Raw genomic sequence first — 17,452 nt, 5'->3', positions numbered from 1 at the left:
TTTAGTTGCTTTTGCCTTGGCGCCATTGACCTTCGTCAGTGACCTGGTTTCGGCCATCGTGCTTAGCCTGATACATTAATAAATCTCCGCGATTGATCAGGCTTTTTACGGTGTCGTCGGTACGCATGGTAGCCAATCCAATGCTGACGGTCAGTGGGATTGGCTGGCCGTCCAGCTCGAACTGCATATGCTCCACGGATTCGCGAATTCGTTCAGCCACCATACGACCAGCTTCCAGTGTGGTGGTGTTGAGCAGCACCACAAACTCCTCACCGCCCAGTCGGTATAAGCCGTCCACAGCGCGAAGCGAATCGCTGATGCAATTGACTACGGCTTTAAGTGCAGCATCGCCGTAGGCATGCCCATATCGGTCGTTGACCTGCTTGAAATGGTCTATGTCCAATACCAATAGCGCGAGAGGCTGCTGGTTGCGATGACTTTGGCGGATATCGCGCTCCAGGTTCTGGTTCAGCGCTAGCCGGTTGCCCACCCCGGTCAGCGCGTCATTCAGAGCGCAGGCGAGTGCCTCGCGGTACATAAGCGCGTTCCGCAGGGGAAACAGCAGGGTGCCTATTAACGTCTCTATGGCCAGCAGCTCTTTTTCGTCGAAGCGCTGTTGTCGGCTGAACTGGAGTTCGCCCAGATAGTTGCCCTGGTGGGATACGCGGTAGCTGCAGCGGTGTACGCCTGATTGGCCGACGCAGAAGGCGTTGGGGTCAGCGTTGTGCTGATACTCCAGTCCATCAATCTGCAGTAGCTCGCGCAAACCTTGGTAGAACTGGCTCAATACGCTATCCACTTCCAGTGTGGTTTGCAGGTTTCGCAGCAGTTTCTGCTGTATTTGCTCAAACTGTGCGCCCTGTTGAACTGCGGCGCGGCGAGCTGTGTTGGTTTTCAAACTACTGCCGAGTTTTATGCGGGCGGTATCGAAGTCGATGGTATTTCCCTGCGTGTGCATAATGGCGAGTCCTGGTGTGAACGCTTATGCAGGAGTTCAAGCAAGCAATGTGCCACTATTTATATTCTATATTTTTCAATGTGTTGTGTTGTCTGAGGGAAGGTTTTAAGTATAGGGGCGGCAAGAAATTGCCGCCCCTTTTGCCAGCGCTGCCGCCTGGGGTGGGCGGCTCGTCAGAATTTTGGCTACTGAGCGTCGATAGCCTGGCCATTGGTCTTGCGACTATCAGGGCCTAATAAATAAAGGAAGGCGGGCATGATTGCGCTCGGCTCAGGATTATTCTCTGCCGGCTCGTTGGGATAGGCCTTGGCGCGCATTTTAGTGCGGGTTGCGCCGGGGTTCAGGCTGTTGACTCTGATCTCGCTGGTGCCGTCCTGCTCGTCTGCCAAAGTCTGCATCAGGCCTTCTACGGCGAACTTGCTGACGGCGTAAGGGCCCCAGTAGGCACGCCCCTTGCGACCAACACTGGATGAAAGCAAAACCACTGAGGCATCGGGCGCGGCGCGCAGCAGCGGCATCATGGTCTTGGTGAGCAGGAAGGGCGCATTAACGTTGACTTGCATGACTTTTAGCCAGGCGTCCGCTTTGACTGTATCCATCAAGGTACGCGGGCCTAGCTCGGCGGCGTTATGGACCAGGCCATCAAGCTTGCCAAAGGTATCGAACAACTGGTCGGCGAGATCTTCGTAGTCCTTTTCCAGTGCGGTTTCCAGATTCAGCGGGCAGATGGCTGGCTGTGGGTGGCCTGCGGCCTCGATCTCGTCGTACACAGCTTCTAGCTTGCTCAGCGTGCGACCAACCAATACCACGGTCGCGCCATGTGCTGCGCAGCTCAGTGCACACGCACGACCGATGCCGTCGCCAGCGCCGGTAATCAGAATAACGCGGTCCTTCAGCAGGTCTGCGGGGGCGGTGTAATCAAACATGCAGTGTCTCCTTTACGCGCCGCGCCTCCAGCCAGAAGCGGAGTTCAGTCGCGTTGTTGATGCTGTGGGTTGCTTGCCAGCTGGCGGGATCATCGCCGGCAGGAATATAGCCGTAAAGCGCGGCGACAGTGGCGGTTCCGGCTGCATTGCCAGACTGAATGTCGCGCAAATGGTCGCCGACGAAGACGCAGTCGCCGGGTTCTACACCCAGCTCTGCGCAGGCTTTGAGCACCGGCTCAGCGTGGGGTTTACCGTGCGTAACCTGGTCCGGGCAGATCAGGCTGCCACAGCGCTCTGCCAACCCCATGGCCTCGATCAGTGGGATGCTGAAACGACTCATCTTGTTGGTCACCACACCCCACGGCAGGCCTTCGGCGTCTAGCCAGTCGAGTAGGTCCATGATGCCCGGAAAGGGGCGGGTGTGGACTGCCAGTTGCTGCGTATAGCGACGCAGGAAGTCTTCGCGCAGATCGTCAAAGCCAGCGCCATCTGGACGCATGGAAAAAGCAGCGCAAAGCATGCCAACCGAGCCGTCGGACACCTGACTGCGCACCAGTGCGGGATTAGCCATTGGCTTGCCGTGTTCCTGCAGCATGGCGTCGATAATGGCCATGAAGTCATCAACGGTGTCGAGCAGGGTGCCATCCAGGTCGAACAGAACGCTGGTGAGCATCAGGCGTCAGCTCCACGCTGGCAATGGATCATGTAGTTGACGTCGACATTGGCCTCCAGCTTGTAAATCTTGGTGATGGGATTGAAGGTCAGCCCGGTCATATCAAGCAGGTTCAGCCCGGCTTCACGCGACCAGCCACCCAGCTCGGCAGGGCGGATAAACTTGGCGAACTCATGGGTGCCACGTGGCAGCATGCGCAGTACGTATTCGGCGCCGACGATAGCGAACAGAAACGACTTGGGGTTGCGGTTGATGGTCGAGAAAAAGACGTGTCCGCCGGGTTTCACTAGCTTGGCGCAGGCGCGTATCACTGAGCTGGGGTCGGGCACGTGCTCGAGCATCTCCAGGCAGGTCACAACGTCAAAGCGGCCGGCGTGTTGCTCGGCAAACTCCTCAGCGGTGCTCTGCTCGTAATTGACCTCTACGCCGGACTCCAGTTGGTGCAGGCGCGCGACCGACAAGGGCGCTTCGCCCATATCGATGCCGGTGACCGTAGCGCCACGCTGGGCCATGGCCTCGGCCAGAATGCCGCCGCCGCAACCGACGTCCAGCACTTCCTTGCCTGCCAAAGGCACGCGCTCATCAATCCAGTTGCTGCGCAGCGGATTGATTTCGTGCAACGGCTTGAACTCGCTGTTGCGATCCCACCAGCGGCTGGCTAGCGCTTCGAACTTGGCTATTTCGGCACGATCAACGTTAAGACTCATGTGTATCCCCTTTGCGAATGCGTGTGGCCAGTTCACTGGCCTGCTGCAGTATCGGACCGATATCCAATGAGCAGAGTTTCCCTGCTCGCAGCTTCTGTTTGCCGGCTACCCATACATCAGACACCTGGGCAGCGTTGCAGGTATAAAGCAGTTGTGAAACGGGCTCGTACGTTGGCTGCTGAGCCAGCCCGGAAAGATCAATCGCTGCCAGGTCGGCGGCCTTGCCTATCTCCAAAGATCCGGTTTCTTCCGCCAGTCCCAATGCCTGGGCACCGGCCAGTGTTGCCATATGCAGCGCGGCGTGGGCATCCAGTGCGGTTGGATCGCCAGCGATCAGCTTGGCCAGAAAGGCAGCGCTGCGCATTTCACCCAGCATATCCAGATCATTGTTGCTGGCAGCGCCATCGGTGCCCAGTGCGACGTTGATCTGCTGATCCAGCAGGCGTTTTACCGGCATGGCGCCACTGGCCAGCTTCATATTGGATTCGGGGCAGTGGATGACCTGCACACCATGCTCGCTGAGCAACCTGAGGTCATCGTCATTGACCTGAGTGACGTGGACTGCCTGCAGACGCGGGCTAAGCAGGCCCAGCTGCTGCAGACGTTGCAGTGGGCGCATGCCGGTAAGGCGCACGGCCTCTTCCACTTCAAAGGCGGTTTCGTGAATATGCATGTGAATCGGCAGGTCCAGCTCGTCAGCCAGGGTGCGGATGCGGGTCAGGGTCTCGTCGCCCACGGTGTAAGGCGCATGCGGGCCAAAGGCAACGCTGATCAGCTCGTTGTGGCGCGTTTCATCATGCAGCTTGAGGCCCTTGGCGATGCCTTCTGCGCTATCGCGTGCACCGGGAATCGGGTTGTCGATAACCGGGAACGCCAACTGCGCGCGGATGCCTGCATCCATCGCGGCGGCTGCGGCAATGTCAGGATAGAAATACATATCGGCAAAGCAGGTGGTGCCGCCCTGCAACATTTCAGCAATCGCCAGCTCAGTGCCCAGACGGACAAAGTCGGGATTGACCCAGCGACCTTCGGCAGGCCATATATGGTCGGTCAGCCAGGACATCAGCGGCAGGTCGTCGGCAAGGCCGCGGAACAGGCTCATAGCCGCATGGCCATGCGTATTGATCAGGCCAGGGATCAGTAGATGATCCGGTAGCTCACGCCGCTCGCGTACGTTTAGCTCATGGGTCTTGTCTGTTGGTAGCAGCGCAATGATGCGCCCCTGGTGCACGGCTATGGCATGCTGCTCCAGCACCAGACCACGTGGTACCACAGGTACTATCCAGCGTGGCAGGATCAGCAGGTCGAGTTCGTCGGGTAGAGTTGTCATGTCGAGTTCGTCTTGTTTCATGCTCGGGAGTATAACCTTAGGCTATAGGGGCGTGCAGTGGATTAAGCTGAGTATCATGGCCGCGCGGCTGGATTGGCTCGGGTTGGCACTGTCAAAGCAGGATCGAGCGAGAACAGGGTTTATCGGTTTAAGCGGAACAAGGGGAGCTCGCTATGCTGCAGTCCAAAACATTGAGTAGTGAGCAGGTATCGCTGGAATCCATCGAGTGGTTGGGCAATGGCCATCTGCGTTTGCTGGATCAGCGCAGGCTGCCTGATCGAATTGCTTATCGCGACTGTAATAATGTAGCGGAGGTGGCCGAGTCTATCGCCAGCCTGGTGGTGCGCGGTGGTCCGGCGATGGGTATTGCTGCGGCCTATGGCATTGCCATGGCCGCGCAGCGTATTCGCACCAGTGACAATTGGGAAGCAGCGCTGGCGGCGGATTTCGACATGCTCGAAGGCGCACAGTCAACCGCGATCAGTCTGTCCTGGGCGCTGGGTATCATGCGTGAAACCCTGCGTAAGTTGACGTTGCCACAGGATGTGCCGGCGCGTCTGTTGCAGGCAGCCATTTCTGTACATGAAAGCGATCGTGAGGCTAACCGCAGTATGGGACGGCTGGGCATGCAACTGATTGGCCGCCGGCAAAAAAAGCCGCAGAAAATCATGCTGCACTCCAATGACGGGGCTTTGGCTACCGGTGGTTATGGCACCGCTTTTGGTGTGGTGCGTGCGGCGCATGAGGCTGGTCTGGTTGATCAGGTGTATGTCAGTGAAACCCGGCCCTTACTGCAAGGCGCGCGATTGACCGCCTGGGAGCTGGCGCAGGCCGGGATTCCAGCGCAGCTGCATATTGATAGCGCTGCAGCGCACCTGATGAAGAGCCAAAACATTGCCTGGGTGGTGGTTGCCGCAGATCGCATTGCTGCCAATGGTGACGCTATTTGCAAAATAGGCACATACGCTCTCGCAGTGCTGGCCATGCATCATGGCGTGCGCTTTATGGTCGTAGCGTCCAGCTCTTGCATTGACCTGGCGCTGGAGGTGGGCGACGACCTGGCGCTGGAGGAGCGCTCAAGTCGGGAGTTGCTGCAATTCGGTGAGCGTGATTTTGATACCGGGATAGCGGTCAGTAATCCGGTATTTGACGTGACCCCGGCTGACCTGCTGGATGTGATTGTCACCGAGAAGGGCGCAATCGAGCGTCCGGACGAGCAAAAGCTGGCCGCTTTGCTCAGTCATCACCGCTTACATTGAGCCAGCAGCCCCTGAGCGCGCTCAGGGGCCTTTTTAGCCTCTGCTTTATGCTCCCGCCCATGGTCTGTCTGTGGTATCCTGTGCGGCTTTGAACGGGCGGGTTGAGCGGTGTTGCGGCCAAATCGCCGCCGCCTTCGCAGGTGAGCGCTGTCATCCCCCTTGTGCGCTTGAATAATGCTATTGGCATCAATGAGTTGCCGACAATAAAAGGAATGCCGTTTCATGGGTGAACTGGCCAAAGAAATCCTTCCAGTCAGTATTGAAGACGAACTGAAACAGTCCTACCTCGATTACGCCATGAGCGTGATCGTCGGGCGGGCCTTGCCGGACGTACGTGACGGCCTCAAGCCGGTGCACCGTCGGGTGTTGTTCGCCATGAGCGAGCTGAACAACGACTGGAACAAGCCCTACAAAAAATCGGCCCGTGTGGTCGGTGACGTTATCGGTAAATACCATCCGCACGGTGATTCGGCTGTCTATGACACCATCGTTCGTATGGCCCAGCCGTTCTCGTTGCGCTATCTGCTGGTCGATGGTCAGGGTAACTTCGGGTCGGTCGACGGTGATAACGCGGCCGCCATGCGTTACACCGAAATCCGCATGACCAAGTTGGCCCATGAGCTGCTGGCCGATCTGGATAAGGAAACGGTCGACTGGGTGCCCAACTACGACGGCACCGAACAGATTCCTGCGGTATTGCCAACCAAGGTTCCGAACCTGCTGATCAACGGCTCCAGCGGTATTGCCGTAGGTATGGCGACCAATATTCCACCGCATAACCTGACGGAAGTGGTTAACGGTTGCTTGGCCTTGATCGCCAACCCTGATATGACCATCGATGATCTGATGGAGCATATCCCCGGCCCAGACTTCCCTACTGCGGGCATTATCAATGGCCGTGCCGGTATCGTAGAGGCCTACCACACCGGCCGTGGCCGTATATACGTGCGGGCCCGCTGCGAAATTGAAGACATCGACAAGGTGGGTGGTCGTCAGCAGATCATCATTCACGAGCTGCCGTACCAGTTGAACAAGGCACGTCTGATCGAAAAGATCGCCGAGCTGGTCAAAGAGAAGAAGATTGAAGGTATCTCTGAGCTGCGCGACGAGTCTGATAAGGACGGCATGCGCGTGGTTATCGAGCTGCGTCGTGGCGAAGTGGCCGAAGTGGTGCTCAATAATCTGTATCAACAGACACAGATGCAGGGTGTATTCGGTATCAACATCGTTGGCCTGCTGGATGGGCAGCCGCGCATCCTCAATCTGAAAGAGCTGCTGGATGCCTTTGTGCGTCACCGCCGCGAAGTGGTTACCCGTCGCACTGTGTTCGAGTTGCGCAAGGCGCGTGAGCGTGGCCACATCCTCGAAGGCCAGGCGGTTGCACTGTCCAATATCGACCCGGTTATCGAGCTGATCAAGAAGTCGCCTACGCCAGCCGAGGCCAAGGTGGCGTTGATCGCTAAAGCCTGGGAGCCAGGTGCGGTAGTCGAGATGGTTGAGCGCGCCGGTGCTGAATCCTGCCGCCCGGATGGACTGGATGAGCAGTACGGATTGCGCGAAGGAAGGTACTTCCTGTCACCAGAGCAGGCACAGGCGATTCTTGAATTGCGCCTGCATCGCCTGACCGGTCTTGAGCATGAAAAGCTACTGACTGAATATCAGGAAATCCTCAAGCAGATTGGCGAGTTGCTGCGCATTCTCAACAGCCAGGAACGCCTGATGGAAGTGATCGTCGAGGAACTGGAGCTGATTCGCGACAACTACGGTGATGAGCGTCGCACTGAAATCGTTGCGTCTCGTATGGATCTCACCATCGCCGACTTGATTACTGAAGAAGATCGCGTAGTGACTATCTCTCACGGTGGCTACGCCAAGAGTCAGCCGCTGGCTGATTACCAGGCGCAGCGCCGCGGTGGTCGTGGCAAGGCCGCTACAGGCGTCAAGGATGAGGATTACGTCTCCCATCTGCTGGTTGCGCACAGTCATACCACGTTGCTGCTGTTCTCCAGCCGCGGCAAGGTTTACTGGCTGAAGACCTATGAGATTCCGGAGGCGTCGCGCACCGCGCGGGGGCGTCCGCTGATCAACCTGCTGCCGCTGGAGGAAGGTGAGTTTATTTCCACCATGTTGCCGGTTGATGAGTACACCGACGGCTGGTTCATCTTCATGGCGACCGCCAAGGGTACCGTCAAGAAGACGCCGCTGGAGCAGTTCAGCCGTCAACGCAGCGTGGGTTTGATTGCGCTTGATCTGGAAGAAGGCGATACGCTGATTTCGGCTGCGCTGACCAATGGCGAGCGCGAAATCATGCTGTTCTCCGACGGTGGCAAGGTCACTCGCTTTAAAGAAACCGACGTGCGCGCTATGGGTCGTACTGCGCGCGGTGTGCGTGGCATGCGTCTGGCCGAAGGCCAGAATCTGGTTTCCATGCTGATCGCCGAGGAGGGTTCGCAGATTCTTACGGCCTCGTCGCGCGGCTTTGGCAAGCGCACTGCGGTAGAAGATTTCCCGCAATACAAACGTGGTGGTCAGGGCGTTATCGCCATGGTCTCCAACGAACGGAACGGGCCGCTGGTCGGCGCAGTACAGGTCGTTGATGGCGAAGAGATCATGTTGATCTCGGATCAGGGCACGCTGGTTCGTACCCGCGTCAGCGAAGTTTCCTGCCTGTCGCGCAACACGCAAGGCGTGATGCTGATTCGTCTGGCAGCAGATGAGAAGCTGGTCGGTCTGGAGCGTGTGCAGGAGCCCTCGGAAGAGGAGCTTGAAGCAATGGTAGAGCTGGATGAAGAGGGTAATCCTCTGCCGGTTGAGCCTGTTGCCGCCAGTGAAAACGATGAGCAGCAACCCTTGGATGATCAGGAGTAATCGTGAGTAAGCGTCTGTTCAATTTCTGTGCGGGTCCGGCGGCGTTGCCGGAAGCGGTCTTGCAGCAGGCTCAGGCTGAGCTGCTGGACTGGCAGGGCAAGGGTTTGTCGGTGATGGAGATGAGTCACCGCAGCGACGAGTTCGTCAGTATCTCGCAAAAGGCCGAGCAGGATTTGCGCGACCTGCTGACGATTCCGGACAACTATAAAGTGTTGTTTTTGCAGGGTGGCGCCAGTCAGCAGTTTGCGCAGATTCCCTTGAATCTGATGCCTGAAGGCGGCACTGCCGACTACATTGATACCGGTATCTGGTCACGCAAGGCTATCGACGAAGCCTCGCGGTTTGGTGCGGTCAATGTTGCTGGCAGCGCAAAAGCCCATGACTACTTCGCTATTCCGGGCCAGAACGACTGGCAGTTGTCGCAAGACGCAGCCTATGTGCATTACTGCCCCAACGAGACTATTGGTGGCCTGGAGTTCAACTGGGTGCCCCAGACGGGTGGCGTACCGCTGGTAGCGGATATGTCCTCGAACATTCTGTCGCGCCCGATTGACGTCTCGCAGTTCGGCATGATCTACGCTGGCGCACAGAAAAACATTGGGCCCAGCGGCTTGGTAGTGGTGATCGTGCGTGAAGACCTACTAGGTAATGCACGGGCAAGCTGTCCCACCATGCTGGATTACGCGGTAGCGGCGCAGAACGACTCCATGTACAACACGCCGCCGACGTTTGCCTGGTACCTGTCCGGCCTGATATTTAGCTGGTTGAAGGAGCAGGGCGGTCTCGAGGGTATGAAACGCATTAATGACGCCAAACAGCGCAAGCTGTACGCCGCCATCGATGCCAGCGAAATGTACAGCAATCCGATCAATATCGCTGATCGGTCGTGGATGAATATTCCCTTCCGTCTGGCCGATGATCGACTGGATAAGCCTTTTTTGGCTGGCGCTGAAGAGCGCGGCTTGCTGAATCTAAAGGGCCACAGGTCGGTAGGTGGTATGCGCGCGTCCATCTATAACGCGGTGCCTGAAGCCGCAGTAGATGCACTGGTGGCCTATATGGCCGAGTTCGAACAGCAGCACGGTTGATTTCCATGTCAGATGAAGACCAGTTGAAGGCGCTGCGTAAGCGCATCGATACGATTGACGAAAAAATTCTCGACCTGATCAGTGAGCGCGCAGCCTGCGCGCAGACAGTAGCTCAGGTTAAGCAGAAGTCCCTGCCGGCGGATGCCAAACCGGTGTTTTATCGCCCCGAGCGCGAAGCCTGGGTGCTCAAGCATATTATGGAGCTGAATCAGGGGCCGTTAGACAACGAAGAAGTCGCGCGCCTGTTTCGCGAAATCATGTCTGCTTGTCTGGCGTTGGAGGAGCCGTTGCGGGTGGCCTACCTGGGGCCGGAAGGCACCTTTACCCAGGCAGCAGCGCTGAAGCATTTTGGTCACTCGGTGATCAGTGTGCCAATGGCGGCGATTGACGAGATCTTCCGTGAAGTGGCCGCGGGTGCCGTGCAGTTTGGTGTGGTGCCGGTGGAGAACTCTACTGAGGGCGCCATCAATCACACGCTGGACAGCTTTCTTGAGCATGACATGGTCATCTGCGGCGAAGTTGAGCTGCGCATTCACCACCACCTGCTGGTGGGTGAGAACACGCGTGCAGACAAGATTTCCCGCGTGTACTCGCATTCGCAGTCGCTCGCACAATGCCGCAAATGGTTGGACGCGCACTATCCAAACGTCGAGCGCGTAGCGGTGGCGAGTAATGCCGAGGCCGCCAAGCGAGTCAAAGGCGAATGGAACTCCGCCGCTATCGCCGGTGATATGGCCGCTGAGCTTTACGGTCTGACCAAGTTGGCCGAGAAGATCGAGGATCGCCCGGATAATTCGACGCGATTCCTGATCATCGGCAGTCAGGCAGTGCCGCCAACGGGGGATGACAAGACCTCGGTCATTATTTCCATGCGCAACAAGCCGGGTGCCCTGCATCAACTACTGCAGCCGTTCGACTTGAACGGCATCGATCTGAGTCGGATCGAAACCCGTCCGTCGCGTAGCGGTAAGTGGACCTATGTGTTCTTCATCGACTTTTTCGGCCACCAGCATGATCCGCTGATCCGTGACGTACTGGAAAAGATCAATGATGACTCGGTGGCCCTGAAGGTACTGGGGTCCTACCCAAAAGCGGTACTTTGAAACGTCAGCGACAAGCTGTAAGCCTCAAGCTGCAAGATGCGGCGGCCTGGCTTGCAGCTTGTCGCTTGTAGCTTGAGGCTTGTGTATGACTTGTGACTTTCTCGCTCTGGCGCGCCCGGGCGTACAAAAACTATCCCCTTATGTGCCAGGCAAGCCGGTAGAAGAGCTGGCGCGTGAGTTTGGCCTGCGTGCGCAGGATATCGTCAAGCTGGCGAGTAATGAGAATCCGCTGGGCCCCAGTCCGGCGGTCAAGGCAGCTATTTCAGCAGCCCTGGCAGAGATGACACGCTACCCCGACGGCAATGGCTTCGCCCTCAAGCAAGCGCTGTCCGCCAAGCTGGGCGTTGCGACCTCGAATCTGACGCTGGGCAATGGCTCCAACGATATTCTCGAGCTGGTGACCCGTGCCTTCGTGGGGCCTGAGCATGAAGTTATCTTCAGTGACCACGCCTTTGCGGTGTATCCCATTGTGACTCAGGCTGTCGGAGCCAAAGCGGTAGCGGTCCCTGCGCGTGACTGGGGGCATGATCTGCCTGCCATGGCGGCGGCTATTACCGATGCGACGCGGCTGATTTTTATTGCCAATCCCAACAACCCGACAGGCACCTGGATCGAACGTAATGAGCTTGAAGCCTTTCTGGCGCAAGTCCCGGAGAACGTTCTGGTGGTGCTGGACGAGGCTTATACCGAATACGTTGAGACGGATGACGTTCCTAATGGCGTCGACTACCTGAGTCAGTACGACAACTTGCTGGTCTCGCGTACCTTTTCCAAGGCTTACGGCTTGGCTGCGCTGCGGGTCGGTTATGGCATTTCCAGTCCGCAGGTGGCTGATGCCATGAATCGCGTGCGCCAGCCCTTCAACGTGAACAGTCTGGCTCTCGCTGCAGCGCTGGCGGCGCTGCAGGATGAGGCTTATCTGATCGAAAGCCGTCGCATCAATCGCCTGGGCATGCAGCAGCTGGAAGATGGCTGCGCAGCGCTGGGGCTTGGCTGGATTCCCTCCAGAGGGAATTTCCTCGCGATCGATCTGGGACGAGAAGCTGCGCCGGTCTTTCAGGCCCTGCTGCGTGAGGGGGTCATTGTGCGTCCGGTCGCCAATTACGGTATGCCTAATCATTTGCGCGTCACTGTGGGCTTGCCGGACGAAAATCAACGTTTCCTCGACGTGCTCAAGCAGGCACTGATCAGTGGTTGATGTAACCGACGTGTCATCGGTAACTCCCATAATCGGACGCCTGACGGTGGTCGGTCTGGGTCTGATTGGCGGCTCATTTGCCAAGGGCATGCGCCAGAGCGGCCTATGCACCGAGGTAGTGGGCTGTGATCTGGATCCGGTCGCGCGTCGCCAGGCGGTGCCGCTGGGTGTGGTTGACCGGGTAACGGCTGATTTGTCAGAGGCTGTGGCGGGCGCCGATATGATCATGCTCGCGGTGCCCGTATTGGGTATGCGCGCGGTGCTCGAGCAGCTTGCTGCGATGCCATCGCAAACTGCCGTAATTACCGACGTGGGCAGCACCAAGGGTGCTGTGGTCAAAGCGGTGGAAGAAGTCTTCGGGCGGGTGCCAAGCAACTTCGTGCCGGGGCACCCGATAGCTGGCTCAGAGAAAAGTGGTGTCGAGGCGGCGCGAGCTGATCTGTTCAAGCATCACAAGGTTATTTTAACCCCGCTTGAGGACACCAGTAAGCAGGCATTGGCGCTGGTGCAGCAATGCTGGCAGGCGCTGCAGGCGGATGTAGAGCAGATGAGCATGGCCGATCATGATGAAGTGCTGGCCGCGACCAGCCATCTGCCGCACCTGCTCGCTTTCTCTCTGGTCGATACCCTGGCCGGGCGTAACGAAAATCTGGAGATCTTCCGCTATGCCGCTGGCGGGTTCAGAGACTTTACCCGTATCGCAGCAAGCGATCCGGTGATGTGGCGAGATGTTTTTTTGGCCAACCGGGACGCCGTATTGCGCAGCCTGGATGCCTTTACTCAGGATTTGAGCCGCTTGCGCGATGCGGTCGAAAGCCGGGATGCCAATACCTTGTTGGGCGTATTTACCCGAGCCAAGTCGGCGCGTGAGCATTTCAGTACTATTTTGGCCCGCCGGGCCTACATGGAACCTATGCAAACTAAATCCATTAATTTCGTCGCCAGTCCCGGCGGCAAGGTGCAGGGCCAGATTCGCGTGCCCGGCGATAAATCCATTTCTCACCGCTCCATCATGCTGGGTTCGCTGGCTGAAGGCGTGACTGAGGTCGAAGGCTTTTTGGAAGGCGAAGACAGTTTGGCTACCCTGCAGGCCTTCCGCGACATGGGTGTGGTGATCGAAGGTCCGCATCATGGCCGCGTGACTATTAACGGGGTAGGCCTGCAAGGGCTGCAGGCGCCGCCTGGTTCGCTGTATTTGGGGAACTCCGGCACGTCCATGCGCCTGCTGTCAGGTCTGCTGGCGGGTCAGACTTTTGATACCGTGCTGACTGGTGATGCGTCCCTGTCCAAGCGTCCCATGGGGCGCGTGGCCAAGCCGCTACGGGAGATGGGCGCCAAAATCGAGACCGCTGACGAGGGTCGTCCGCCACTGCGTATATCGGGTACTGGTCGCCTGATGGGTATGGACTACAGCATGCCAATGGCCAGTGCTCAGGTTAAGTCGTGCGTCCTGCTGGCTGGCTTGTATGCCTCCGGCAGTACCTCGGTGACCGAGCCTGCGCCGACGCGCGACCACACTGAGCGTATGCTCAAAGGGTTTGGTTACCCGGTCAAGGTCGATGGGGCAATGGTAACTATCGAGTCTGGTCACAAGCTGCAGGCCTGCAAGATCGATGTGCCCGCAGATATTTCGTCCGCCGCCTTCTTTATGGTTGCGGCGAGTATCTGTGAAGGCGCTGATCTGCTGCTGGAGCACGTCGGTATCAACCCCACGCGTATCGGAGTCATCAATATCCTGCGCGAAATGGGCGGCAACATCGAGATGTCCAACGAGCGCGAAGTTGGCGGTGAGCCGGTTGCTGATATTCGGGTACGCTACGCGCCGCTCAAGGGGATCGAAATTCCCGTTGATCAGGTGCCTTTGGCTATCGACGAGTTTCCGGCACTCTTTATCGCTGCTGCCTGTGCTGAAGGGCGCACTATTCTGCGTGGTGCGGAGGAGTTGCGAGTCAAGGAGTCTGACCGTATCCAGGTTATGGCTGATGGTTTAATTACACTAGGCGTCAAGGCAGAGCCTACGCCGGACGGCATCGTGATCGATGGCAGTCGCATTGGTAGCGGCAGCGTCGAAAGTCACGGTGATCATCGTATCGCCATGTCCTTTGCAGTGGCGGCATTGCGCGCCGAGGGCGAGATACACATTAAGGACTGCGCCAACGTGGCGACATCATTCCCGGACTTCGTTGGTCTGGCGCAAGGCGTCGGCATGCGGGTCCGTCTGGAGGAGAACGCGTGACTGAACAAGCTATTCCGGTGATCACCATCGACGGCCCCGGCGGGTCGGGAAAGGGCACTATCGCCGGCTTGCTCGCCAGTCGACTGGGTTGGAATCTGCTGGACTCGGGCGCTCTGTACCGAGTCTTGGCCTTTGCCGCCGTTAATCATGGCGTATCCCTGACCAATGCAGAGTCGCTGGAAATGCTGGCCGGGCATCTGGATGTGCAGTTTGTCGCAGGTGAAGATGCCCGCGAGCAGCACATCATCCTGGAAGGTGAAGAAGTGACTCGCGCGCTGCGCACTGAAACAGTGGGTGCTGGTGCGTCACAGGTTGCGGCTATACCGGGAGTGCGCGCCGCTTTGCTGCAGCGTCAGCGCGCCTTTCGCGAGGCGCCAGGTCTGGTTGCTGATGGCCGTGATATGGGCACCGTGGTTTTTGCCGACGCCGAATTGAAGATCTATCTGACCGCCAGTGCCGAAGAACGTGCAGGTAGGCGTCATCGGCAGTTGCTCGAAAAGGGCGAAACTGCTAATCTGGCGAGTCTTCTCGATGAGATTGTTGCGCGGGATGATCGGGATATGAATCGCAGCATTGCGCCATTGCGGCCGGCTGATGATGCAATCCAGATTGATTCCACGCAAATGAGCATTGAAGAAGTACTTGAAATGGTTCATCAGGAAGCGCAAAAACGCGACCTTTTGGGCTGATCAGGCTGCTCTATCCGGGCAACCAGCCAAACCGGAAAGAGCATTGATACCATCAACCCACGCAAGCTGGTGGCGTGGCGGGTAAGTCGCTGATCGGCGCGCTCTTGAGCGGCTGGGCGGTAGCTGCCTTTATACTTAATTTACAGGATTCCAAATGAGCGAAAGCTTTGCCGAACTTTTTGAAGAAAGCCTAAAAACCCTTGATATGGAGCCGGGCTCCATCATCACCGGTATCGTTGTGGACATCGACTCCGACTGGGTCACCGTTCACGCCGGTTTGAAATCAGAGGGTGTTATCCCACGCGAGCAGTTCCTGAACGACCAGGGTGAACTGACTATCGAAGTGGGTGATGAGGTTCACGTTGCACTGGATGCCGTTGAAGACGGTTTCGGTGAAACCAAGCTCTCCCGCGAGAAGGCCAAGCGTGCCGAGTCGTGGAAAGTCCTCGAAGCTGCTTTCGCTGCAGAAGAAATCGTCAAGGGTGTTATCAACGGCAAGGTCAAAGGTGGCTTTACCGTCGACGTCAACACCATTCGCGCGTTCCTGCCTGGTTCCTTGGTTGATGTGCGTCCGGTTCGTGACACCACTCACCTGGAAAACAAAGAGCTGGAATTCAAGGTCATCAAGCTGGACCAGAAGCGCAACAACGTTGTCGTTTCCCGTCGCGCTGTCCTCGAAGCCGAAAACTCCGCAGAGCGCGAAGCGCTGCTGGAAACGCTGCAGGAAGGTCAGGTGGTCAAGGGTATCGTCAAGAACCTCACAGATTACGGCGCATTCGTCGATCTGGGCGGCGTAGACGGCCTGTTGCACATCACCGATATGGCTTGGAAGCGTATCAAGCATCCGTCTGAAATCGTCAATGTTGGCGACGAGATCGATGTCAAGGTGCTGAAGTTTGACCGTGAGCGCAATCGCGTTTCTCTGGGTCTGAAGCAGCTGGGCGAAGATCCATGGGTCGCTATCACTGGTCGCTACCCAGAAGGCACTCGCGTTACTGCCAAGGTCACCAACCTGACCGATTACGGCTGTTTCGCAGAGCTGGAAGAAGGTGTAGAAGGCCTGGTTCACGTATCCGAAATGGATTGGACCAACAAGAACATCCATCCTTCTAAAGTTGTCAACGTTGGCGACGAAGTAGAAGTTATGGTTCTGGATATCGACGAAGATCGTCGTCGTATTTCTCTGGGCATCAAGCAGTGCAAGATGAACCCATGGGAAGAGTTCTCCAGCAAGTTCAACAAGGGCGACAAGATCTCCGGTTCCATCAAGTCCATCACTGACTTCGGTATCTTTATCGGTCTGGACGGTGGCATCGACGGTCTGGTTCACCTGTCCGACATCTCTTGGAACGAAGCCGGTGAAGAGGCAGTACGCCGCTTCAAGAAAGGCGACGAGATCGAGACTGTTATCCTGTCTGTTGATCCAGAGCGTGAGCGCATCTCCCTGGGCGTCAAGCAGCTGGAAGACGATCCGTTCTCCAACTTCGTTTCCCTGAACGAGAAAGGCACCATCATCACTGGTACCGTCAAGGAAGTTGATGCCAAGGGCGCTGTAATCACCCTGGCTGACGATATCGAAGGCACTCTGAAAGCCTCCGAAATCAGCCGTGACCGTGTTGAAGATGCACGCAACGTTCTGAACGAAGGCGACGCTGTTGAAGCCAAGATCATCAGCATCGATCGTAAGAGCCGCGTCATCAGCCTGTCTATCAAGGCGAAAGATGTTGAAGACGAGAAAGAAGCCATCCAGGACCTGCGTAAGCAGGAAATGCTGGCAGCTGGTCCGACCACCATTGGTGATCTGATCAAGCAGCAGATGGAAGGCAAGGGCGGCAACTAAGCCTCTCGCTTTTCCTGCATAGAAAAAGGGCGACTTCGGTCGCCCTTTTTTGTGTCCGCGCTCTAAGCGCCAAGCCTCAAGCCTCAAGCTGCAAGCTGCAAGCCGCAAGCCGCAAGCTCCAAGCTCCAAGCTCCAAGCTCCAAGCTCCAAGCTCCAAGTCGGAAGCTAGAAGCTAGAAGCTAGAAGCTTAACCCCCAACCCAAACCCGCTTAGCTGTTACTCCAGTGCCGGTGGTTGTGTGCTCAGCCCGCAGGCCGCACTGGTTTTGCTTCCAGCTTCTAGCTTCTAGCTTCAAGCTAACTCCCACCCAAACCCGCTTAGCTGTTACTCCAGCGCCGGTAGTTGTGTGCTCAGCCCGCAGGCCGCACTGGTTTTGCTTCCAGCTTCCAGCTTCCAGCTTAAAGCTAACTCCCACCCAAACCCGCTTAGCTGTTACTCCAGCGCCGGTAGTTGTGTAGTGGTCAACTGATTCCGGACAGTGGATAAAGTTTTTCCTCTGCCTTGGCAGGTGCTAAACCATCATTGAATTGATGTGGTCTTAGCCAGTTGTACCGTGTCATCAGGTAATAGCTGATGT

The 17,452-nt window shown here is 57.3% G+C and carries 13 protein-coding genes; 8 read left to right on the top strand and 5 right to left on the bottom strand.

Going from position 1 to position 17,452, the window contains the following annotated elements; translation table 11 throughout:
• Position 1: 1 nt before the first annotated feature.
• The 5 genes from H4J77_RS03925 to H4J77_RS03905 all read right to left on the bottom strand — a co-directional run bounded on the left by H4J77_RS03925 (position 2) and on the right by H4J77_RS03905 (position 4,594).
• Positions 2 to 958 (bottom strand): GGDEF domain-containing protein, encoded by a 957-nt coding sequence (locus tag H4J77_RS03925; RefSeq protein WP_182247103.1) that lies wholly within the window; start codon positions 956 to 958, stop codon positions 2 to 4.
• Between the two features lie 185 nt (positions 959 to 1,143).
• The gene (locus H4J77_RS03920; protein WP_123889640.1) at positions 1,144 to 1,884 is read right to left on the bottom strand and encodes a YciK family oxidoreductase; all 741 of its coding nucleotides are present in this window, start codon (positions 1,882 to 1,884) and stop codon (positions 1,144 to 1,146) included.
• Positions 1,877 to 2,557: an HAD-IA family hydrolase gene (locus tag H4J77_RS03915; RefSeq protein ID WP_259364712.1), complete on the bottom strand. Its 681-nt coding sequence runs from the start codon at positions 2,555 to 2,557 to the stop codon at positions 1,877 to 1,879. Before H4J77_RS03915 ends, H4J77_RS03920 begins: the two co-directional genes overlap by 8 nt.
• Positions 2,557 to 3,264, bottom strand: a complete 708-nt coding sequence (gene ubiG, locus H4J77_RS03910; RefSeq protein ID WP_123889638.1) for a bifunctional 2-polyprenyl-6-hydroxyphenol methylase/3-demethylubiquinol 3-O-methyltransferase UbiG — start codon at positions 3,262 to 3,264, stop codon at positions 2,557 to 2,559. Before ubiG ends, H4J77_RS03915 begins: the two co-directional genes overlap by 1 nt.
• Entirely contained in the window at positions 3,254 to 4,594 is a 1,341-nt protein-coding gene (locus tag H4J77_RS03905) for a TRZ/ATZ family hydrolase (RefSeq protein WP_182247248.1), read from the bottom strand. The genes ubiG and H4J77_RS03905 overlap by 11 nt, the downstream gene beginning before the upstream one ends.
• A 176-nt stretch (positions 4,595 to 4,770) precedes the next feature.
• Between H4J77_RS03905 and mtnA the strand changes: the two genes are divergently transcribed.
• The 8 genes from mtnA to rpsA all read left to right on the top strand — a co-directional run bounded on the left by mtnA (position 4,771) and on the right by rpsA (position 16,875).
• Positions 4,771 to 5,853, top strand: a complete 1,083-nt coding sequence (mtnA, locus tag H4J77_RS03900; RefSeq protein ID WP_123889714.1) for an S-methyl-5-thioribose-1-phosphate isomerase — start codon at positions 4,771 to 4,773, stop codon at positions 5,851 to 5,853.
• A 222-nt stretch (positions 5,854 to 6,075) separates the two neighbouring features.
• Entirely contained in the window at positions 6,076 to 8,721 is a 2,646-nt protein-coding gene (gene gyrA, locus H4J77_RS03895; RefSeq protein WP_182247101.1) for a DNA gyrase subunit A, read from the top strand.
• Positions 8,722 to 8,723: 2 nt separating this feature from the next.
• Entirely contained in the window at positions 8,724 to 9,809 is a 1,086-nt protein-coding gene (serC, locus tag H4J77_RS03890) for a 3-phosphoserine/phosphohydroxythreonine transaminase (RefSeq protein WP_182247099.1), read from the top strand.
• A gap of 5 nt (positions 9,810 to 9,814) precedes the next feature.
• Positions 9,815 to 10,912 carry a prephenate dehydratase gene (pheA, locus tag H4J77_RS03885; protein ID WP_182247097.1) on the top strand — a complete coding sequence of 366 codons (1,098 nt, stop codon included), beginning with the start codon at positions 9,815 to 9,817 and terminating at the stop codon, positions 10,910 to 10,912.
• A gap of 85 nt (positions 10,913 to 10,997) precedes the next feature.
• A complete protein-coding gene (gene hisC / locus H4J77_RS03880; RefSeq protein WP_182247095.1) occupies positions 10,998 to 12,110 on the top strand; it encodes a histidinol-phosphate transaminase in 1,113 nt (370 codons plus the stop codon).
• A complete protein-coding gene (locus tag H4J77_RS03875) occupies positions 12,103 to 14,346 on the top strand; it encodes a bifunctional prephenate dehydrogenase/3-phosphoshikimate 1-carboxyvinyltransferase (protein ID WP_182247093.1) in 2,244 nt (747 codons plus the stop codon). The genes hisC and H4J77_RS03875 overlap by 8 nt, the downstream gene beginning before the upstream one ends.
• Entirely contained in the window at positions 14,343 to 15,035 is a 693-nt protein-coding gene (gene cmk, locus H4J77_RS03870) for a (d)CMP kinase (protein WP_182247091.1), read from the top strand. The genes H4J77_RS03875 and cmk overlap by 4 nt, the downstream gene beginning before the upstream one ends.
• Before the next feature lie 154 nt (positions 15,036 to 15,189).
• Positions 15,190 to 16,875 (top strand): 30S ribosomal protein S1, encoded by a 1,686-nt coding sequence (gene rpsA / locus H4J77_RS03865; RefSeq protein WP_123889631.1) that lies wholly within the window; start codon positions 15,190 to 15,192, stop codon positions 16,873 to 16,875.
• Positions 16,876 to 17,452 lie beyond the last annotated feature (577 nt).

This window comes from Pseudomonas sp. 5Ae-yellow (genome assembly GCF_014077575.1).
Lineage (GTDB): Bacteria > Pseudomonadota > Gammaproteobacteria > Pseudomonadales > Pseudomonadaceae > Halopseudomonas > Halopseudomonas neustonica.
The sequence above is the reverse complement of the archived record's forward strand: the minus strand, read 5'-3'. Positions and strand labels throughout refer to the sequence as shown.